The sequence below is a fragment of the Syntrophomonas sp. genome, from assembly GCF_028707975.1.
Lineage (GTDB): Bacteria > Bacillota > Syntrophomonadia > Syntrophomonadales > Syntrophomonadaceae > Syntrophomonas.
On the sequence record NZ_JAQVZX010000033.1, the window covers coordinates 1 to 20,480 of the forward strand.

Genomic DNA, 20,480 nt, shown 5'->3' on the forward strand with positions numbered 1-20,480 from the left:
AACATGAATCTCATTAATACCATCGGTATAAGTCCCGCCGGTGGTTATTACCAGCTCAGAGTGCTCCAGCATTTGCAAAAGCTGGGATTTGATTTGAGTCATATCCTTTTGGCCAGCCAGTTCAACTGCGCTTATCAGGCCTCCGTCCAACTTGACCAGGGATGACAACATCGGCCCATTGGCATCGCGAATTTCTCCCCTGGCGGCCTGGCTTGAACAGGGTACTACATTTGAGCCCAGGCTTAATATCGCTACTCGGGGACGGCGATAAACCTGGATCTGCCCATGGCCAAAAGTAGCCAGTAAGGCCACCAAGCCCGGTGTAATCCGGGTAGACTGACCCAATATCAAATCTCCTTTATGAAAATCCTCCCCGGGTTGTTTAAAATTGTTCCCGGGCTTGACAAATTCCAGAGATTTCAGGTAATTATCCTTGATTTGTACTTTTTCATGTGGTATAACAGCAACTGTTCCATCTGGAACCAGGCCACCTGTTAATACTCTGATTGCTTGCCCGGGAACCAGAGGAGAATTTGGTACCTCACCCAGCTTAAGCTGACCAATGACCAATAGTTGGTCGTAATTACCAGATAAATCAGGATTTACCGCATAACCATCTACAGCTGATCGCAGTTCACCAGGCATGTCGCAATCGGCCAGTATCTCAGTGCTGCTAATCCTTTCTACTGCCTCCAGTAAAGAAACTGGTTCAGCAGCCAGTGGTTCAATATTCTTAATTAATTCTTGCTGAGCATATTCCAAACTATTAAGCATAATAGCGTTATACCTCCGGTATTAAAGATAAGTAGCTTTTCCAAAAGGACAGGCCGGGTAGTGGCAAACCTTGCATTCTTCACAAAAACCGCCATGTCCCAGGGCAACAATATCAGAACGGTTTATCCGCTCCTCGGCAAAAATCCGGGGCAGGAGTAAATCCAGGGTAGTAAACTTGCTATATAATGCTCCTCCCGGTACCCCGCAGATGGGAACATGGCCCTGGTAAGCCAGCATAAACTGGGAACCAGGCAGAACCGGAGCACCATAGAATACTACTTCGGCTCCCGAGGCTTTAATCCCCAGCGGGGTAACATCATCCGGGTCAACGGACATTCCGCCGGTTATAATGATCAAATCCGCGCCTTCTCCGATAAAACGCTGGATCTCCGCGGAAATGATTTCCGGACTGTCGGGAACAATTGTCTGGCTCATAAAGCGCCCCCCGAAAGGGGTAATCTTTTTGCGTATAACCCGGCCAAAACCATCCTTTATTCTACCGTAGCAAACTTCGTTGCCGGTAGTAATTACGGCTGTCCAGAGATTCTTAAAGGATTTTACTGAAACCAGGGGCAGGGGATTAGAACACAGCTTTTCCGCCTCCTCTACCAGGCTTCGTTCAACGGCCAGGGGAACCACCCGGGTTCCAGCCAGCTTTTGTTCCTTAACTACTACGCGGTTATTATGCAAGGTGGCGAAAATAACAGAATCAATATTATTTATCCAATGCAACTGGCCCACCTGTATCTTCAAAAGACCATCATAAGCGGCCATGAGATTAACCCGGCCCTGGCTGGGCTCACTAAGCTTTATTCCTGGCCCGGCCGCACTTTGTGCTAGACGCAGAGCTGCTTCATCTTCGTGAATCAGTTCATCACCAGGCTCCCAGATATAAATATGTTCCTTGCCCAGATCCTGCAGGCGGGGAACATCAGCAGCGGTAATGAGCTGACCCCTTCTGAAAGCCCGGCCTTTCTCCCGACCCGGTATAATCCTGGTTATATCATGACCTAAAACCTGGCCTATCGCTTCATTCACAGGTACCTTGCGCATTCACTATCCTCCTAGATTTTTTCCAGCTTAACCGCACAAACCTTGTATTCACCAGTACCGGTCATCGGATCCAGGTGGTGACTGGTCAAGGCATTGGTGGGAGTCTCGCTGTAATGGAATGACATCCAGATTATGCCAGGCATTACCCGGTCGGTCACTCTTATTGCAGTAACCACCTCACCACGTCGGGAAGTAACTTTCAGCTTATCACCGGTTTTAACTCCCATCTTCTCAGCATCAGCCGGGTTAAGTTCCGCCATTTCTTTATCCCAGACACTCATAATGCCCTTGGAATAGGGGGTGGTTACATTATAGTGCTGGAGAATCCTACCGGTGGAAAGCAGGAAGGGGTACTCCTCATCCGGCATTTCTCCCGGAGGTATATGGTCGGAGGGCTGGAATAGGCCCAGACCACGGGTGAACTTGCCCACATGCATGAACTGAGTTCCCGGATGGTCAGTGGTAGGACAAGGCCATTGCAGGCTGCCTAATTCCTCCAGACGGTCATAATTGATTCCCGCCATGGAAGGAGCCAGGGAAGCCATTTCATCCCAAATCTCGCGGGGGCTTTCATAATTCAGGGGATAGCCCATGCGACTAACCATTTCGCAGATAGTCTGCCAGTTGGCTCTTCCCGGAATGGGTTCGATGGCCTTTCTAACTCTTTGTACACGGCGCTCGGTATTGCTAAAGGTACCGTCACATTCAGCAAAACTGGCAGCAGGTAATACTACATCAGCATATTCAGCGGTTTCGGTAAGGAACAATTCTTGAACCACCAGGAATTCCAGAGCTTCCAGACCACCGCGGATATGGTGGCTGTTGGGATCGGTCAGCACCGGGTTCTCACCCAGTATATACATGGCTTTTACACTGCCTTCATGAGCCGCTTCAAACATCTCAGGAATCTTTAAACCAATCTTATCCGGCATAGGCCGGCCCCAGGCTTTTTCGAATTTTTCCTTGACTGCGGGCAGGGCAACATTCTGATAGCCCTGATATACATTGGGCAGTGCTCCCATGTCACAAGCACCTTGCACATTGTTCTGGCCACGAATGGGGCATACACCTACTCCTGCCCGGCCCATATGACCGGTCAGCATAGCCAGGTTGGCCAAACTCATAACATTTCGGGTTCCACAAATGTGTTCGGTTATTCCCAGGGTATAGAAAATCATAGCCCGATCCGTGGTGGCATAGAGGCGGGCGACATCATAAAGTACATCAACCGGAATACCCGTTAATTCCTCTACATATTCGGGCGGGTAGTTTTCTACCGTGGCCTTGAGGGCTTCGTAGTTTTCGGTGCGCTCTTCGATAAATTTTTTATCCTCAAGACCTTCTTTAATGATGATATGCATCAAGCCATTGATAAGAGGAATGTCGGTACCCGGTTTTTGGCGAAGCCAGTAGTCTGCTTCATCTACCAGGTCGATGTGGCGGGGATCGCAAACCACCAGTTTGCAGCCCCGGCGGGCGGCTTGCCGCATCTTGTAGCCGGTTACGGGATGAGCTTCGGTGGTATTGGTGCCAATAAGGAACATGAGTTCTGCATCAGTGGTAATTTCACTGATGGCGTTGGTCATCGCGCCGCTTCCAAAGGTGGTGGCCAGACCGGCCACGGTGGGCGCATGTCAGGTGCGGGCGCAGTGGTCAACATTGTTGTTGCCCATAACTGCGCGGGTGAATTTCTGCACCAGGTAATTCTCTTCATTGGTACAACGAGCCGAACTCAGGGCGGCAAAAGATTCGGAGCCGTACTGAGCCTTTATCTCGCCAAAGCGCTGGGCAATCAAGTCAAAGGCTTCATCCCAGCTGGCCTCTTCAAATTTGCCGTTTTTCTTTATTAAGGGGGTGGTAAGCCGTTTTTCATTGTAGATAAAATCCCATCCAAAACGACCTTTAACACAGAGGGAACGCTGGTTCACCGTGCTATCAGGATTGGAGAGAACACCTATAATCTTGCCATTTTTTACAGCGAGGTCAAAGTTACAGCCGGTTCCGCAGAAGGGGCAGGTGGTCCGTACTCTCTCAATTTCCCAGCGACGTCCCTGACCGACCATAGTTTTTTCCTGCAAGGCTCCGGTGGGACATACAGCTACACACTGACCGCAAAAAACGCAATCAGAATCAATGTAGTCAACATCGCCGGCAGTGGTAGCCTTGCGATGGAAACCCCGGTTAAGGTAACTCAGGTTGTCCTGGCCGGTCATCTCTTCGCAAGCACGGACACAGGCACCACAGAGTATGCATTTGTTCAAATCGCGCAAAATAAAGGGGTTGGTATCATCGATAGCATATTCATGTTTTTCGCCAACAAAGGGGCTTTCTTTAACGCCATACTGGTAGCAATAGTCGGCCAATTTACAGTTACCCAGTTTGTCGCAAGTCATGCAGTCCAGTGGGTGATTGGCTACCAGCAATTCAAGGATGGTCTTCCTGGCTTCGACCACGGCGGGAGAATTGGTATTAACTACCATTCCGGGGAAAACGGGGGTCACACAGGAAGCCGGTAAAAGACGATTGCCTTTTACTTCGACCACGCACAGGCGACAAGCACCCAGGGCGCTGAGGTCGGGATCATAACAGAGCCTTGGAATATTAATCCCAACACTATCAGCGGCGTTCATTATCGTTGTACCCGCCGGGACTTCAACCTCCTTTCCATCAATAGTGATTTTGATCAGTTCCACTCCCATCACTCCTTTCAAATTCTAACAACTCCCAAGAAATAAAACCTACAGACAAAAACAAGCCTCCCGTATTTGAAGAAAGTCCAATTATCACCTGCCAGGCTTATCTGACAAACTGTGGTTTAAAAATGGATAAGCCTAACTAATAGTGAATATGGTCTCCTTTCCAAATAAGGGAGGCACAAGCGTTTCCACTTATACCGCGGCCGTTGAACCATGGATGTCTTAAGCTCGGCAAAGGGGGAAGTATAAAAACGTATGCATCTAGAATAAAGTTGTTTTTATACTTCTTTGACGGGCTAGAGGGAGCAAAGCTTTCTCCACCATAAAAGTCCTATTCTCCCTGAAAATAAGTTCAAATCATTAGGTTCAAAGGCTTGGAGCCGGTCTATTCAATTAAACAAAAAAGACAGGTGTTGTGAAAAAGCACAGAAACACCTGTCCAATCTAACTGAACAGTTCTTTCACTACTCCTTTCCACAATACGGGGAGGCATAAGCGTTTCCACTTATACCTATAGGCCCTGTAACCCTGGAATTGTCCGTAGGTCAAAAGGGCTCGGAGACATATTAAGATATATTAAAAAAACAGGTGTTATGTGTTATGGAAAAGCACACAAACACCTGTCCCTTAAACGAACAGCTAAATAAGTACTCCTTTCCACAATACGGGGAGGCACAAGCGTTTCCACTTATACCTATAGGCCTTATTGCCATGAACCGCAATCTTTAGGTCAATAAGGCTCGGAGTTATTCTTCTCAAATCAGCATACTATAAATAATAAGGCTAAGCAATAGAGCAAAATCATAGTATATGAATATTGCATACAAATTATAACTTGAATATATACAACTATTTATGAAGACATAATAATAGAAGAATAGATTATTAAATCTCCTCACTTTAGAAGAAGGATCTCCTTCTGGTGTCTTTTATTTAAAAAATGACACATTCTGGATGAGTATAGACATTGAACTGCTCTCCCCGGGTAAAACCCACTACACAGATACCTAGCTTTTCAGCCAATTCCACTGCGAGCAGCATGGCAGCCGAGCGAGATAGGATAAGAGGTATTCCCCGGCGGGCAACTTTAATTAGTATCTCTGAGGCAACCCGCCCACTCAAAACTAAACACTTATCAAGCAGGGGAATAGTATTTAAAAAAGCATAGCCCAAAACCTTGTCTACGGCGTTATGCCTTCCGATGTCCTCATAGCGGACAATTAGTCCCGAGTTATCGGCCAGGGCTGCACTGTGTACTCCCCCCGTCCGGCGGAAGGTAAGCGATTTTTCTTCCAATAAAACAATGAGTTGCAATAGACGGGAGGCGGGGATTCGAAAGCTGGATTCTACCGATTTAATTTGGCGAGCATCTTTGGCAAAATAAAAACTACTATTAAGCGTTTCATTATCTTTTGGGAAATAGCGCTTGTGTCCTTTATTATTGGGAGGTTCTTTTATTTTCCCCTCAATAAAGAGGATCCCTTTCTCAGGGTCATGATGTATCTCTTGGATATCGGCTGGATCTGATACCAGCCCTTCGTTTAGGAGGTAACCCACCCCCAGTTCCTTATAGGCTTGAGGCGAGCAGACCAGGGTAGACAGTTCCCGCCCGTTAACAAAGACCGTGAGCGGAACTTCTTTAACCAGGGAGTCGCGGTATGGCCTCACTTCTCCCTGGCGATACATTAATATATTTTTCTCTTCAAACAACAAACCATCGCTCATATTTATTCCCAACCCTCCTTACTTTTTCTGCCAACACCCCGCATAGGTAAATAAGCGAAAAGGGGCGAATGCGGGATTGCTATTGAGCGAGTCTTCCATGGACGGGAGTTTATGCGTAACTCTTGAGCCCAGGACGAGCCGCAGATATTGCCCATTTAAAAGTAATTATATCGTTCGTCCGCGCCTGAACCCTAATATGTTATAATATATTAGCATATAGAAGAACAGATTATCTAGTTTGCTGGTAAAATCGTCCCCGGATCTGAGTCGCTACATAAATAAATGCTAACATATAAACTGCCATGGGGGCGATGAATGGAAGCAAGACCCGATGATGAATCGTTAGCTAAACGGATGATTTCTGTTGTAAATGTGCTGTACTACTCTTTTTGCTGCTTTTAGAAAAGATTGTGGCCTCAACAATATTGAAACAAGAGAGGAAGATAATGATTGCTGGATTTGATGACCAAGAGCTTTGCTAATCTTCTTACATTAATGAACCTGGTTTTTGGTTCCATGGCCATTATTTCAGTTCAACATCTAAACTATTTTTGGGCTGCTATTTTTATTGTTTTTGCAGTAGTCATGGATGGTATGGATGGTAAAATAGCGAGGAGATTTGGGGCCACTTCGGAGTTAGGAAAAGAATTGGATTCTCTTTGTGATCTGGTTTCTTTTGGAGTAGCTCCTGCTGTCTTGTTATATGCGCAGATATTCCTGGAGAGTTTTTATCTGCCAGGCTTGATTGCGGTTTTGTTTTTTATAATATGTGGGGCTTTGCGGTTAGCCCGCTTTAATGTATTAAATATTCATGAATACTTCCTGGGTATACCCATAACCCTGGCTGGGTTTATTCTGGCCTTAATTTCGTTGCTAGCAGATAACCTCCATCCTACGGTAATTCTCTTGCTCATAGTTTTTCTTTCTCTTATGATGATTAGTAATGTTAAAATACGAAAGATTTAAGTTTCTCTTATATTGAGATCGCTTTTACTTCTTGCTTGACTTCAACCCAAGATTATATCTCACTCAAGGGAATAAACATTGGCTTTGTGATTAGGCAGGCAGGAAAGCTGGAACTATGGATTCAGAAAGGACTTTTTTTGATATGGCAGAAAAAATCCTGATAGAAGAAAAACTTAAATTTATTGCCAAGCGCCGTCCACAAATACTCGGGCATAAAGATTATTTTAAGACAGCAGTCTTATTACCCCTGGTCGAATACCAGAATGCTCTTTGCATCTTATTTGAAAAAAGAGCCTCTAACCTGAATGTCCAACCGGGGGAGATATGTTTTCCCGGGGGACAGATTGAAGCAATTGACAAGGGAGCAAGGGAAGCTGCCGTCAGAGAGACTTGTGAAGAACTAGGGCTCATTACTGACGATATAGAAGTAGCAGGTCCTTTGGATATTTTTGTTAGCCCCTTTAACCTTATAGTCAATCCCTTTGTAGGTAAGATTAAGGATTATCAGAAGATTAAAATCAATGACGAAGTTGAATATGTCTTTTATGTGCCTCTCAATTATCTGCTTAAGATAGAGCCACCTTGTGCTCCACTGGGCCTCAAGCTGGTTCTCCCCCAGGGTTATCCCTATGATCTGATTCCCAATGGCAGGAATTACCCTTACCGTGACGCCCGCTACCCCCAGTATTTCTATCTCTGGAAAGGTGAGGTGATCTGGGGTCTTACTGCCCGCATACTCAATCATTTTCTTGAATTGCTAAAGGCTTAGCATTATAAGCATTTCATCAAGCATTTCTTTATTTTGCTGGTTTTTTTACCGAGCAATAGTTTATTCGAACAAGCTATTGAACATCAGCAACTATAATTGCTGCTTCCTCCGCTTTTTTATCTTCTCTAATATTTCCTCAAGTAGCTCACCGGTATTTCCATCATGCAATTTTACTACCGCTACATGATCAAGCGGGGTAGGTCCTTTATTAATAATTATCAGATACTGGGTAAAGGTGCTGAACTCCTTGACAAAACCGGCCAGTGGGTAGACGGTCAAGGAGGAGCCAATCACAAGTAAAACCCGGGCTCCCAATATTCTATCCATGGCGTCTGTATAGTTTTTTATATGTTCTCCAAAAAGAACCACATCTGGTTTCAGGATGCCGCCGCATTGGGAACAGCGCGGAATAATCTCCGGGTATTTATTAACATAACTGCTGTCATGTACTGAACGGCAGTTACGTTCCAGACATAAAAAACGAGCACCATTGCCGTGAATGGGAATTACTTTTTTACTCCCGGCTATCTGATGAAGGTTGTCAATGTTCTGGGTGACTATGGTCTTAATAATGCCCTCCCTTTCCATTTCTGCCAGCATATGATGTGCTTTACCTGGTTCCACCGGCGGAAAAATGAAGTACTCCCGATAAAACTTATAGAATTCCAACGGATTATTGCGAAAGAAATCTATGTTTATAATATTCATCACCCGGTTTTCACCGAGTTTTCGGTAAATCCCCTCCGATCCGCGAAAGTCAGGAATACCTGCTTCAGTACTAATGCCAGCACCCGTCACCACTACCGTGTTACGGGAACGATCAAGAATCTCAACAACGCGGTCAATACCTTTCTCCATTATTATCCCTCCCTCTACCATTATAATAGAGCGCCCTCAATTTAATAAGCCTAAAGCTATTTTAGCGGTTTAGGCAGCCAATAAAAGCCAAAAAAATAGTTTCTGCTATCTTTTACCCAGCTAATGCTACTGTAATGATTTACCTGAAGGATAATGTCGAAGGAAATCGAACCATTAATATATCTGGGTGGTATTTTGTGGTTAGTCAGGTTGTTGTTTGGTAGTTGAAACAGGAGAATCCATTTTTTGAAGATTATACGAGGAGGTAAGCAATGCTTAAGAAACTATTCGCACTAATAATGATAGGATGTTTTACGCTAAGTTTCCCAGTTAATCCATTTGATGTGACCTGGGCTGCTCCCGTTATAAAAGCAGGCCCAGATGAGATTGATTACTCGGAGTATATGCTCTTGCTGGATAAGTCTAAAGAAAATATCCAGCCTGCAAGTGAGATATCTGAGCCCAAAAGTAGTTCAAAAGCTGCGGAGAATATTTTTGAGAAAGCAGCTAAACCCATACAACCTGCAGAGAGCAAAACAACAACAACTAACAACAAATATGTAAGCAATTACAAAAACAAATATCCGGCCTATGCTAAAGAAGAACTGCCCATCATAGAGGAATTTCGTTCCAATTATAATGGAACATTGGCTCATGCCATAGTGGGAAGGGCTATTTGGTATATGGAATATGGTTATATGATTTATGGGCATGAAAAATATCCCAAGAGCGGTCTTATTGATTGTTCCAATTTTGTATCCTTGGTCTACAAGGATTTCGGCTATACAATAACTTCAGCAGCTCGCCGTTACAATACGGTAGGAAGCAAGGTGAGTGGGGTTTATTCTAAAAAGCTCAGTAGCAGCAGCAGTAAATATAAGCTAGTGGGCACTGAAAAGCTCCGACCCGGTGATATTATGACTTTTTGGAAAAAGGATAGTCAAGGTAAGAAATATATTGCTCATGTTGCCATCTATATGGGCAATATTAACGGCAAACCAACTATTATTCATACTCGGAAGGATAATCCCACTGCTATTGGTATAAGCACCAGTTTCACTTACTGGTTTGGTGAGCATTTCTATGAAGCCAGAAGGGTGTTAAATAGCGCTGAACGCTCCAGTAAATCATTTAGTGATGCGGATCCGGTTATTCCCCAAGTTTACAAACTTCCACCTCAGAATCCGATCATACAGCCAAATGACCTTCCCTGTGGATTTTAACAACCCAAATTTAGGCGTAAGGGCCAAAGGTTTTTTACTATCCCAGCTACCGGATTCATTTTTCATCCTTGTTTGGGACTGCCGCTCATAGGGAGCAACACACTTAAGTTGAGAGTATAAGCATATTAGAGGCTTTCTTAAGGGAAAAACCAGACCTAATGACCAGGCAACAACTTGAAATCTAGCCAAAAAAGGCCCCTGCCAAAAGGCAGGGGTTTTCTTTACTGGCGAAATAATATTGCCCGGCTATTCTAGGAAGTTATCTAACTTTTGCCTTTCATCTCAGGTTTTTACCGTATTCCACTATCATACTGTTACTGTCATTGTATACCATGGTTTAGCAAATTATTTGTTTTTTCCGGTATATTTTTAGGCCTTAGCTTATATGGTGAAATTAGAAGCACTGATACTTATTAAAACCTTTTGAAAAGAAAGGATGAAAAAATTGAAAAAGAGGAGAAGAATTAAGCTATTAAAAGCACGGCTGGCCAAAAGAAATCCCCTATTCGAGCAATACCGGAAGGCAGTAAGCGCTTCAAGCTCTGTAAAAGCGTTGACAGAGCAATACCGGCCTGGTTTTATCCCTCACCCCCTGAATCTTTCCCATCTTAAAGGACTTAAAATCTTTCCCGAGACCAGGCTTCTACATTTATCTTCTTCCTATGACTTGCGTAAGCAAGGAAGACTTACTCCGGTTAAAGACCAGGGTCCTGCTGGCACCTGTTGGGCTTTTGCCACTTATGGATCTTTGGAATCATGCTTGCTCCCCGAACAGGAATTCGATTTTTCTGAAAACAACATGAAGAAACTCCTGAGTGAGAATTGTCCAACTGGTTATGATCGTGCTCCGCGAGATGGGGGAAACCAGTTTATGTCTGTGGCTTATTTAACCCGTTGGGATGGCCCGGTATTGGAGAAAGAGGATCCATATGACCCTTTTGACAATGGCTCTTGCTCCCAATTCTCACCACAAAAACATATTCAAAATGTTATCTTCATCCCTGACCGCAAGGATGCTGCGGATAATCAAAACCTCAAGCAAGCCATAAGCAAATATGGTGCAGTATTCAGTGCTATGTATTATGAGGAACAGTACTATAATCCTGACAAGTTTAGTTATTATTTCCCCAGCTACAGTTTTTCTAATCATGCTATTTGTCTGGTCGGTTGGGATGATAATTATGAGCGGAAAAACTTTAATATTGAACCATCAAAAAACGGGGCATTTATTGCTCGGAATAGTTGGGGAAATGCCTGGGGAGATAATGGTTACTTTTATATTTCCTATTATGATACCAATATCGGAAGTGACAATGCACTATATTATAACGCCGAGTCTCCTGCCAAGTATAATATTCTTTATCATTATGATCCTCTGGGCTGGATAGCTTCCGTTGGGTACCGCAGTTCTACCGCTTGGTTTGCCAATATTTTTACGGCTAGTTCAAATAAACAGGAATTAGTCGCAGTTGGCTGGTATATCGGAGGAGCTTCCGCCAGCTACCAAGCAATGGTCTATACTGATCCTGTAGCAAACAATCCTAGAAGTGGGAAAATTGTAAAGAATGTAAGCGGTACCATAACTTACCCGGGATATTTTACCCGTTCCTTTAGCAAGCCCTTAGCTTTAAAAGCAGGTCAGAAATTTTCCATTGTAGTAAAGCTTAGCACTCCCGGCTATAACTTCCCTATACCCTTGGAGATGCCGGTTGATGGCTATACCAGCAAAGCTGTAGCCAAAAAAGGTCAAAGTTTTATGAGTAAAAGCGGCACGAGTTGGGAGGATATTAGTAATTCGTGGGAGAACAGCAATGTCTGTCTTAAAGCTTATGCTTTAAGCAAGAATTCTGCTGACGACTCTCCCGGTAAAAAATGAGCAGATAGAAACTTATAGTGTGCCCCTTGAGTGGCGTGGCAAGCCGTAGTGTCCACGCGGAGCCTGCTGGAACTACTGATACTTCCCGGCACTCAAGCTGGTCTTTAGTTGCTTTAAGACTATTATCACATTGAGTGCCGGGTCGCTATTAAGGTTGCCTCCCATGGACAGGAGATTAGCACGGTACCCCTTTCGCCGCAAGACAAGCCGCAGGTGTTGCCCATGCGTAGACTGCGAGCGGTATATTTTATGCAAACGAATGCATATCAATAACTCTTTGCAGTGACATCAATAATATATTATGAATATTTTCACACTCATTTAATTCCATAACATGTTAATATATTAATAAAACTGTTGTGGAGGATTATATATGAACCGGCTTGCACGCTATTTCATAAATGGGTTGTTGTTTATTGTTCCCATTTTCCTTACTTTCTATATTATCTATATTTTGTTTCTAAAGATTGACAGCCTCTTGCAAATTCCCTTGCCTGGAATCGGGATTATTCCGGGAGTCGGCTTTGTAGCAACCCTTCTGATTATTACCCTTACCGGTGTACTGGTGTCCAACTTGATTACCAGAAGATTTATGTCCCTTATGGACAGGCTATTTAACCGGTTGCCCCTGGTAAAAATTCTGTATTCCTCAATCAAAGACCTCATAAACGCCTTTCTGGGAGAGAAAAAAACCTTTAATAAACCTGTTTTAGTCACTATTATTCCGGGTAGTAATGCTTCGGCTTTAGGATTCGTTACTTCCGATTCTCTTGAGCATTTAGGCCTGGTTGATATGGTGGCAGTATATTTCCCCCAGTCATATAATTTTGCCGGGAATTTATTGCTCTTTCCCCGGGAACAGGTAAGGCCCATTGGGGCTAGCAGCTCGGATGTAATGACTTTTATCGTCTCCGGTGGTGTAGCCAAAAGCTAAAAATAGGAAATAAGTCCTTATTACTATGGGACTAAAGCAAGTTTTTATTATGAGGAAAAAGGTAATCTCTGGTTTTTGTAGAATAAGGTTAAAAAAGGTCGGTTTTATTGGAAAGGGGGGAATCTTGTATTTTAAAGGAACCATTCCCCAGTTGCTGGTTTACCCGACAAATCAACTGCGTCTTCCTGGAACGGAACAGCAGGGAGAGTTAAGAATAGGGGGACAGTTTTTGCCATTTATACAGCAATGTATAAAAAATGGTTTCTTATACGGATAATACAAGGAAAAGTATGGACAGTTTTATAGAAGTAATAGGCATTAAAGAAGAGAACTGTATCAACTGTCACCAGTGTATTGCGGTTTGTCCGGTTAAAGTCTGCAGTGACGGCAGTGGGGAAGTGGTAAAATTGCATAATCACCTCTGTATTGGATGCGGGCGCTGCATAGAAGCCTGTATCAAAAGTCATGGAGGTAATGTTGAAAAAAGTGCCCGCTTCGCTATTGATGATGCTGCTGAATTTTTGAGCGACCTGGATACTAACGAGCTGGTTGCTCTGGTTGCTCCCTCTGCCCAGGCAAATTTTAATCTTAAGAAGCTAATAAGCGCGCTTAAACTTCTGGGCGTTAAAGCGGTATATGATGTCTCGTTAGGAGCAGAGATTTCTGTTTATTCTTATCATGAAGCTATTGAATCCGGAAAGGTAAAGCTTCCCTTGATTGCCCAGCCCTGCCCGGCCATAGTCAAATACATAGAACTCAATCATCCTGCCTTGATTCCCCACCTGGCTCCAGTAGGTAGCCCGGTGCATAATATTGCCGTCTATGCCAAAAACCTGCACCCGGAAGCGAAGTTGGCTTTTATTTCCCCCTGCCTGGCCAAGAAAGGGGAATTTCATGACAGCCAAATGGTTCAATACAATGTAATCTTTCAATCATTATCCCGAATTCTGGCCCAAAAGGATATAAATATCGACTTGCTTGAGGAAAGTGAGTTTGATAATTATGTCTCCGCCGGAATCGCGACCAGTTTTTCTACTCCCGGGGGACTCAAGGAGTCTTACCTTTATCATTTTCCGGACACATTGCCTGGTAGTATCTCAAAAATTGAAGGTTCTCTAGTTTATGAAAAGTATCTTAAGGATTTGGAATTGGCCATTACGATGGGGCAAGCGGATCTCCCCCTGATTATTGATATCCTGTCCTGTGAAAAAGGCTGTAATATGGCTGCTGGCTGCATCAACCAGCAGCAATCGATTATCAAAATCGAAAGAGCTGTCAGCCACCGAACGGAGATTAGCAGCAGTGATTCGGATAAATTCTTGAAATTAAGGGAATTCCTCGATAAAGTCACCCGCGATTTGGATTTTTCTTACAACTTTTACCGCGACCTATCGGCTAATAACGATATTATTATTCCCAGCGAACTTCAACTCCAGCAGGTTTACAAGCGTATGTACAAGGAGAATAAAAAGGATTTCCGCAATTGTTTAGCTTGTGGCTACAATTCCTGCTTGCAGATGGCGGTAGCTGTATTCAATGGCTTGAACAAGGCGGAAAATTGTCATCTCTATCAAGAAAAGGAATTATTAAGGGAGCAGGAAATACTTAATAATATGGTTGATGAACTAGCCACTCTTAATTCTAAACTGGAAGAAGAAATGGCGGAAAGAAAACAGCAGGAGCAGTTGCTGGTGCAGAACTCCAAGCTGGCAGCCATGGGAGAAATGATAGGAATGATTGCCCATCAATGGCGGCAGCCGCTCTCCTCTATTAGTACCCTCTCAGGAAATCTTAAGGTTTATCTGGATTTGGATATGTATGAAAAAAACCAGTTTCTATCCTTGCTCGAAGAGATCAACCATCATGCCCAGTATTTATCCAGTACCATAAATGATTTTCGCCACTTTTTTAAGCCGGACAATCCTCAGGATACGGTATATCTTAATACCGTGATTGAAAACACCCTGGGTATAATTGGTAAGTCGCTGGAGTACAAAAATGTCCAATTGACAATTAATACATCTTTTTCCCGACCAATTCTAACATATCCTAACGAACTTATGCAGGTATTTCTTAATATCCTAAAGAATGCCTCTGATGCTTTTGTTGATAATGAAGTTATCGACCCAGAGATACGGATAAATGGTTATGAAAGAGATAGCTATCAGGTAGTAGAATTTGTTGATAATGCCGGGGGTATCCCGGAAATAATAATGACCAAAATTTTTGACCCTTATTTCTCTACCAAAGGGCCTGGAATCGGAACTGGGTTGGGACTCTACATGTCGAAAACCATAGTGGAGGAACATTGTGACGGAGAACTCATTGCCCGTAATACGGAAAATGGAGCTTGCTTTACCCTCAAGTTCCCACTTCGCTAGCGGGAGGATTAAAAATGACCATAGATATTAAGGAGCTGAAGGAGAGAGCTCAGGGAATCAGGGTTTTATATGTTGAAGATGACAAAGAACTGCGTGAAAACACCACTCGCCTCCTGGCCACTTTTTTCCCCTGTATTGATACGGCCGGTAATGGTCAGGAGGGTTTGGATAAATACAACAAGAGCTGTTACGACTTAATTATTACTGATATCAACATGCCGATAATGAACGGGGTTAAGATGGCCGCTCATATCAAGGCAAGCAACAAAAAAGAAATAATAATAGTAATATCAGCACATGATGAAGCTCGCTATCTTCTCGAGCTTATAAACCTTGGCGTGGATTACTTTGTACTCAAACCCCTGGATATCAATAAGTTTTTATCTGCCCTTGACAAGGCGGTCAGCTTAGTTCACTTTTATAAGATGGAAGCTGATTATAAGAGAGCCCTGGAGGAAACCGTGGAGAAAAGAACCCAGGAATTGTCCGAAGCACTGACTATAGTACAGGAGTTGAGTACCGAAGTGGTTTATCGCCTTACTGCGGCCGCTGAACTGAGAGATTCTGACACTGGCCTGCATAACAAGAGATTGGGCTTGTATGCTAAGAGGCTGGCTGAAAAGCTTGACCTGCCTTCTGCTTTTGTTGAATGCATAGCCTTTGCCGCTCCCTTGCATGATATTGGTAAAATAGGGATTTGGGACAATATTTTGCTAAAACCTGGTGCCCTTGATCCGGAGGAGTACGAAGTTATGAAAACTCACACCACTACTGGTGCTAGCATCCTGGCCCAGTCGAAGTATGAGAAAATTAGAATGACCGAATCTATTGCTCTTACTCATCATGAAAGATGGGATGGCTCCGGTTATCCCAATGGGCTAAAAGAAGAAGAGATACCGTTGGAAGGTCGTATTGTAGCTATATGTGATCAGTATGACGCCTTGCGCAGTAAACGACCATATAAACTGGCTTTCAGCCATTTTCGTGCCATGGAAATAATAACCAAAGGCGATAACCGTACTAGTCCTGAATACTTTGATCCCCAAGTGCTAAAGGCCTTTATAGAAATTGCCGATGAGTTTGACGCGATATTTAACTCCAACCAGGACTAGTAATATATCTATGTGAATCATTATTAATAATAACCTCCTGTAATACCCCATTTTCATCGGTGGTTGTGTCCTCCACCCTGCGGGCACTCCTGGTGTTTCACCCTTCGGGTGTCACTATTAAGGTTGCGGGCATGGGGGTGTTATTAATAAGTGTGGAGAAGTTTATTCGCAGTGTCTTTTTGCAGTAAGATTAAGCTTGAATTAAGAAGAGGCTTCAATTAAGATATAAGAAAATATTCTACCAGGTGTTCGAGGAAACTCGAATGAAAAGGGAAAACGGTGAGAATCCGTTGCAGCCCCCGCTACTGTGAGTGTGATGCGATGCTTTTGAAAGCCACTGGGTATAAAACCTGGGAAGGCAAGCTTTGCAAATGAACACGAGCCAGGAGACCTGCCTGGGATAGAAAACCATTATATCCTTCGGAGGGAAGGGAGGGGTTTTTATAGGCGCGAATTCAGCTCGTTTTTGCTTATACCAAGTCTACCCATCTTCCTGTTTTAAGGAAGATTTTTTATTTTTCATGGATTATGGGGGTTATTGCAGGAGTATTCTGTTTGCTCCCCAATATATTCAGCTGGAAGGCTAATTACCCTGCATTTCCATAATTCTGCGCATGGCAAATTTTGACCGTAATTCCGCCTTTGCGGATATATTTTGGGAGGGAAAACATTGATAAGAAAATTTAACTCACCCCTTTTAATTCTGCTAAGTATTATTTCCCTATGTTGCTCGACCCTGTTCTTTCCAGCTGTTGCGGAAGCTGCAGTCGATTTGGACACTATGGCCATCAAGGCCGTGCAATACAATTATTCCAGCTACCAACAAGGCCAAGCCCTGGATGGCTATGATGCCTGGGTATTGGGAAAGGCTGGTGCCCAGGTTTCCAACTGGATATATGATGGCAGCGACCTTAAAACTACTTTATTATCATCTGCAGATCAAATCCTGGCTGATCCTGATAAAAAAATTATCGATTCTTTCGGAAATCCAGCCTACTCCTATTCATCCAAGCAAATAGCCCAGTTAAACCTCCTGGCCCGGAGTTGGGGAGAAGATGAAAAAGCCTCCGCTCTGCTGAGTATTTTGCAGAACAGGCAGCAGACTGCTATAAATGCTTCTATTGACAATAACCCTTTTGGTGATATAAGCGCCTTTGAATATCTAGGGCTTTCTGGTGACTTGCCTTCGATGAACACCGCTGGAGCCATAGACTACATTATTCAAAATAGCGACCCCGGTACGGGAGCCTGGACATCATCCTGGAATGATGTGATGGCAACTAATCAGGCCATAAGAAGCCTTAAATACCTGGAAGTATTGGTTCCAGAACGGAGTAATGATATTAATGCTGCTATAGCCCAGGGACTTATCTGGCTGCAAAGCTTGCAAAAGGCTGATGGCAGTTTCCAGGATGCAGGCGGTTTTGATGACCCCCTGATAGACAGCATAGAAGTGGTACTGACCTTGAAAGCACTGGATATAAACCCTGCAAGTTGGAGCAGCTTGGAGGGCAAAACAGCCCTTGATTACCTGCAGGAAAAAGCTTTAAATCCTGATGGCAGCCTGGGAACCTCCAAGAACAAAACTGACGCGATCTGGGCCTTGAATGCCTGCCTGAACCTGGGGGTGCAAATTCCGCTCGAAACTCCCCTGGGTCTCCATATAACTCCGCCAACTGCCAGCATTGAGAAAAATGGAACTCAGGCATTTCATGCTGTTTTAAAGCTCATGAATACTGATCAGGATCTTAGTGACACCGCCAAATGGTCTGTTGCTGACAAGACTATAGCCAGTATTTCCAAGGGATCGGTCCAGGGATTGAGTGAGGGGCAGACTAAGATTACAGCCTCCTCAAATGGATTCGATGCTTCTGCCACTTTGACGGTCAGGCCCCGAAGCGGGGGAGGAGAATCCTCCAGCAGCAATACTACAGTAAGTATTGCTGTAGTAAGCAAAGATGGTTCATTATTGTACGGCCCCAGCTCAATATGTTTGTCCTCCCAGGATCGCTTTGGGCTAACCGCCATGGGGGCTTTGAATAAAACTGGCTTGATCTGGGGCTTTTCTGAGCAATGGGAAGGTCTTATTGTTAAAATAGCTGGAGAGCAAAACCAGGGCATGAGTGGTTGGATGTATTCGGTGAATAGCAGAGTTCCTGGCGTTTTGGCCTGTGAACAGAGTGTTTCCAATGGAGACCGCATTATATTCTGGTACAGTCAAGATGCTTCCGCTAGCAGCCCGGAATGGGATTGTCTGGGCAGCGGTCAGAATAGTAATCCAGAGGTGAAAGAAAAACCTGTGGAGGAAGCGAAGGTGCTGCCGGAGATTAAGCCCGAATTGGACAAGCAAGCACCAACTCCTCCGGCCAGGGTATCTTTCAATGATGTGGATGATAATTTGGCCTGGGCTCGGGATGCCATTGAGCTGCTGGCGGGCAGAGGGATAATACAGGGGCGAGGAGAGCATTTTGATCCCCTGGCTCCGGTAACGCGGGCAGAATTCATCAGTTTAATTGCCCGGGCTCTAGGAAACAATTCAAGTGAATATCAGGGAATCATGCCAAAAGATGTTAGTGTTTCTGATTGGTTTTACCCGGCTCTGCAGTATTGCCTGCAAGAAGGGATAATTTCCGGATACCCCGATGGTAGTTTTCGGGCTGGAAATGCTATTAGCCGCCAGGAAATGGCCTGCATTTTTTATCGATTACAGAAGGATAGTTCCCAATATTTGTCTGTAGTTTCGGGCTTTATCGACCAGGATACTATTGCCCCCTGGGCTGTTTCCGCCGTCAAGCTGGCAGTAGCCGGCAAATTAATGCAGGGTTACGAAGATGGTAGTTTTCGGGCCGGGCAGCCCTGCAGCCGGGCCGAAGCTGCGGTAATTTTATTCCGCTATTTGAATAGCATGGAGACCGCTCCATTAAAATAGTAATTTCACTGCAAAAAGTAATAGGTATTATTATGCTTGTATAAATATACCGCTCCAGCGTCCTTAATAGCGACCGAAGGGAGCATCAGTTGTGCCCGATAGGGCGCAGCGCATGGGCAACACCCGCTTAGTATATTTATGCAACCCTTATGCAACAAAAGGGGGTTTTTGCAGCAGAATCAATATTGAAACCTGGGTACTGGAAAGCTATGCCACAGGGGATTAGAAACTCTTTTGCGAAGTGATGGAGGTTTATTAGTGAAAAGAAACTTTCCTTATTATTTACTAATATTTTTGCTGCTGTTCCTCATATCTGCCTGCCATAGCAGTGACAGCATTAATAAGCAGGCAGAGAGCTCCAGCTCTTCCAGCTATAAAGCCAGTGTAGAGCCGGGCCAGGAAACGCTAAAAGTAGATACTGGCAGTTCTGCCGCTTCCACAAGTATCAAGGGCAAGGTACAGGGGAATACATCTCCGGCCCCGTTGGCGCTTTCCTCTGAGGATAAAAAAGAACCCCTTGCTTCCTCTACGCTGCAAGAGGCCCCAGAATCCACAACCAACAAAACCCTGGTTCTGCCGGAGCCGGAGCCTGCTGATAATAAAGCTCGGGTGCGTTTACAGGTTACCGCATCAAATGGTCAAGAAGAGATATTTGACCAGGAGGTCGAATTAATAAAAGATACAACAGTAATGGATCTCCTGAAAGCTCACTTGACTGTTACTACCAGTTACGGTGGCGAATTTGTGGAAAGCATCAATGGTCTTAAATCTCAGCGTGCTGGCCTGGGCAAAGAGCCCAAGGACTGGTTTTTTCACATTAACGGTACCTCGGCCAGTGTGGGTGCCGCATCTTACCATCCGACTCCGGGGGATGTGGTATGGTGGGATTATCACAGTTGGAGTTCAGGAGGAAGATAGCCAATGAATGAAACTATGCTCTCATTCCAGGTGAAGGATAATCTGATTCATAGCCTCCATCCTTTAACCACTCTGAGTTATGTATTAGTAATAACGATCCTATCCCTTATATTCTATCACCCGCTTTACCTGGCAGCTTTGCTGCTGGCGGTGGCTTTGGTGATTGTATCATCAGGGCACTTTAAGGAATGGATCACTTATCTCAAGCTTACGGTAAGCCTGATAATTCTAATAGCTATTTTGAATATGCTTTTTTCCCGGGAAGG

General features: G+C 44.3%; 15 protein-coding genes, 1 pseudogene and 4 riboswitches. Of the genes and pseudogenes, 11 read left to right on the forward strand and 5 right to left on the reverse strand.

Features of this window, described 5'->3' with window-relative positions; genetic code table 11:
- From PHP87_RS06200 to fdhD, 4 genes are all read right to left on the reverse strand, one after another.
- On the reverse strand, nucleotides 1-774 hold a 774-nt coding region (locus PHP87_RS06200), incomplete at its 3' end, for a molybdopterin molybdotransferase MoeA (protein ID WP_299919669.1).
- Nucleotides 775-795: 21 nt separating this feature from the next.
- The gene (locus PHP87_RS06205; protein ID WP_276624281.1) at nucleotides 796-1,827 is read right to left on the reverse strand and encodes a molybdopterin-binding protein; all 1,032 of its coding nucleotides are present in this window, start codon (nucleotides 1,825-1,827) and stop codon (nucleotides 796-798) included.
- A gap of 11 nt (nucleotides 1,828-1,838) precedes the next feature.
- Nucleotides 1,839-4,520, reverse strand: coding sequence for a formate dehydrogenase subunit alpha (gene fdhF, locus PHP87_RS06210; RefSeq protein WP_299919672.1), 2,682 nt, complete (start codon nucleotides 4,518-4,520; stop codon nucleotides 1,839-1,841).
- A 143-nt stretch (nucleotides 4,521-4,663) separates the two neighbouring features.
- A riboswitch (molybdenum cofactor riboswitch) is annotated at nucleotides 4,664-4,915 on the reverse strand.
- A gap of 59 nt (nucleotides 4,916-4,974) precedes the next feature.
- Nucleotides 4,975-5,097, reverse strand: a riboswitch (molybdenum cofactor riboswitch).
- 60 nt (nucleotides 5,098-5,157) lie between these two features.
- A riboswitch (molybdenum cofactor riboswitch) is annotated at nucleotides 5,158-5,281 on the reverse strand.
- Nucleotides 5,282-5,456: 175 nt separating this feature from the next.
- Nucleotides 5,457-6,248 carry a formate dehydrogenase accessory sulfurtransferase FdhD gene (fdhD, locus tag PHP87_RS06215; RefSeq protein WP_299919675.1) on the reverse strand — a complete coding sequence of 264 codons (792 nt, stop codon included), beginning with the start codon at nucleotides 6,246-6,248 and terminating at the stop codon, nucleotides 5,457-5,459.
- Between the two features lie 450 nt (nucleotides 6,249-6,698).
- On the opposite strand from fdhD, the gene pssA reads away from it, so the two are divergent.
- Both pssA and PHP87_RS06225 read left to right on the forward strand, forming a co-directional pair.
- Nucleotides 6,699-7,214 carry a CDP-diacylglycerol--serine O-phosphatidyltransferase gene (pssA, locus tag PHP87_RS06220; RefSeq protein WP_299919678.1) on the forward strand — a complete coding sequence of 172 codons (516 nt, stop codon included), beginning with the start codon at nucleotides 6,699-6,701 and terminating at the stop codon, nucleotides 7,212-7,214.
- Between the two features lie 115 nt (nucleotides 7,215-7,329).
- Nucleotides 7,330-7,983, forward strand: coding sequence for a CoA pyrophosphatase (locus tag PHP87_RS06225; RefSeq protein ID WP_299919680.1), 654 nt, complete (start codon nucleotides 7,330-7,332; stop codon nucleotides 7,981-7,983).
- Nucleotides 7,984-8,073: 90 nt separating this feature from the next.
- Here the strand turns inward: PHP87_RS06225 and PHP87_RS06230 are convergent, their stop codons facing one another.
- Nucleotides 8,074-8,841: a Sir2 family NAD-dependent protein deacetylase gene (locus PHP87_RS06230; RefSeq protein ID WP_299919683.1), complete on the reverse strand. Its 768-nt coding sequence runs from the start codon at nucleotides 8,839-8,841 to the stop codon at nucleotides 8,074-8,076.
- 272 nt (nucleotides 8,842-9,113) lie between these two features.
- Here PHP87_RS06230 and PHP87_RS06235 point away from each other — a divergent pair, with 272 nt between their 5' ends.
- The 9 genes and pseudogenes from PHP87_RS06235 to PHP87_RS06275 all read left to right on the forward strand — a co-directional run.
- Nucleotides 9,114-10,064: an NlpC/P60 family protein gene (locus tag PHP87_RS06235; protein ID WP_299919686.1), complete on the forward strand. Its 951-nt coding sequence runs from the start codon at nucleotides 9,114-9,116 to the stop codon at nucleotides 10,062-10,064.
- 445 nt (nucleotides 10,065-10,509) lie between these two features.
- Nucleotides 10,510-11,940 carry a lectin like domain-containing protein gene (locus PHP87_RS06240; RefSeq protein WP_299919690.1) on the forward strand — a complete coding sequence of 477 codons (1,431 nt, stop codon included), beginning with the start codon at nucleotides 10,510-10,512 and terminating at the stop codon, nucleotides 11,938-11,940.
- A gap of 373 nt (nucleotides 11,941-12,313) precedes the next feature.
- Nucleotides 12,314-12,874, forward strand: a complete 561-nt coding sequence (locus tag PHP87_RS06245) for a DUF502 domain-containing protein (protein WP_299919693.1) — start codon at nucleotides 12,314-12,316, stop codon at nucleotides 12,872-12,874.
- 124 nt (nucleotides 12,875-12,998) lie between these two features.
- Nucleotides 12,999-13,151: a hypothetical protein gene (locus tag PHP87_RS06250; RefSeq protein ID WP_299919696.1), complete on the forward strand. Its 153-nt coding sequence runs from the start codon at nucleotides 12,999-13,001 to the stop codon at nucleotides 13,149-13,151.
- 13 nt (nucleotides 13,152-13,164) lie between these two features.
- Nucleotides 13,165-15,255, forward strand: coding sequence for a [Fe-Fe] hydrogenase large subunit C-terminal domain-containing protein (locus tag PHP87_RS06255; RefSeq protein ID WP_299919699.1), 2,091 nt, complete (start codon nucleotides 13,165-13,167; stop codon nucleotides 15,253-15,255).
- Between the two features lie 14 nt (nucleotides 15,256-15,269).
- Nucleotides 15,270-16,367: an HD domain-containing phosphohydrolase gene (locus tag PHP87_RS06260; protein ID WP_299919702.1), complete on the forward strand. Its 1,098-nt coding sequence runs from the start codon at nucleotides 15,270-15,272 to the stop codon at nucleotides 16,365-16,367.
- Between the two features lie 226 nt (nucleotides 16,368-16,593).
- A riboswitch (cobalamin riboswitch) is annotated at nucleotides 16,594-16,781 on the forward strand.
- 256 nt (nucleotides 16,782-17,037) lie between these two features.
- On the forward strand, nucleotides 17,038-19,296 hold the full coding sequence (locus PHP87_RS06265) for an S-layer homology domain-containing protein (RefSeq protein WP_299919705.1): 2,259 nt from the start codon (nucleotides 17,038-17,040) through the stop codon (nucleotides 19,294-19,296).
- A gap of 258 nt (nucleotides 19,297-19,554) precedes the next feature.
- Nucleotides 19,555-20,214: a DUF4430 domain-containing protein gene (locus PHP87_RS06270; RefSeq protein WP_299919708.1), complete on the forward strand. Its 660-nt coding sequence runs from the start codon at nucleotides 19,555-19,557 to the stop codon at nucleotides 20,212-20,214.
- Nucleotides 20,215-20,217: 3 nt separating this feature from the next.
- A pseudogene (locus PHP87_RS06275) lies at nucleotides 20,218-20,480 on the forward strand (energy-coupling factor transporter transmembrane protein EcfT); the annotation flags it as partial.

Excerpts from the sequence above, each read along its gene's own strand:
- PHP87_RS06245 (WP_299919693.1), top strand. The coding sequence starts at position 12,314 with ATGAACCGGCTTGCACGCTATTTCATAAATGGGTTGTTGTTTATTGTT.
- PHP87_RS06225 (WP_299919680.1), top strand. The coding sequence starts at position 7,330 with ATGGATTCAGAAAGGACTTTTTTTGATATGGCAGAAAAAATCCTGATA.
- fdhD (WP_299919675.1), bottom strand. The coding sequence starts at position 6,248 with ATGAGCGATGGTTTGTTGTTTGAAGAGAAAAATATATTAATGTATCGC.
- PHP87_RS06205 (WP_276624281.1), bottom strand. The coding sequence starts at position 1,827 with ATGCGCAAGGTACCTGTGAATGAAGCGATAGGCCAGGTTTTAGGTCAT.
- PHP87_RS06255 (WP_299919699.1), top strand. The coding sequence starts at position 13,165 with ATGGACAGTTTTATAGAAGTAATAGGCATTAAAGAAGAGAACTGTATC.
- PHP87_RS06235 (WP_299919686.1), top strand. The coding sequence starts at position 9,114 with ATGCTTAAGAAACTATTCGCACTAATAATGATAGGATGTTTTACGCTA.
- PHP87_RS06260 (WP_299919702.1), top strand. The coding sequence starts at position 15,270 with ATGACCATAGATATTAAGGAGCTGAAGGAGAGAGCTCAGGGAATCAGG.
- PHP87_RS06230 (WP_299919683.1), bottom strand. The coding sequence starts at position 8,841 with ATGGAGAAAGGTATTGACCGCGTTGTTGAGATTCTTGATCGTTCCCGT.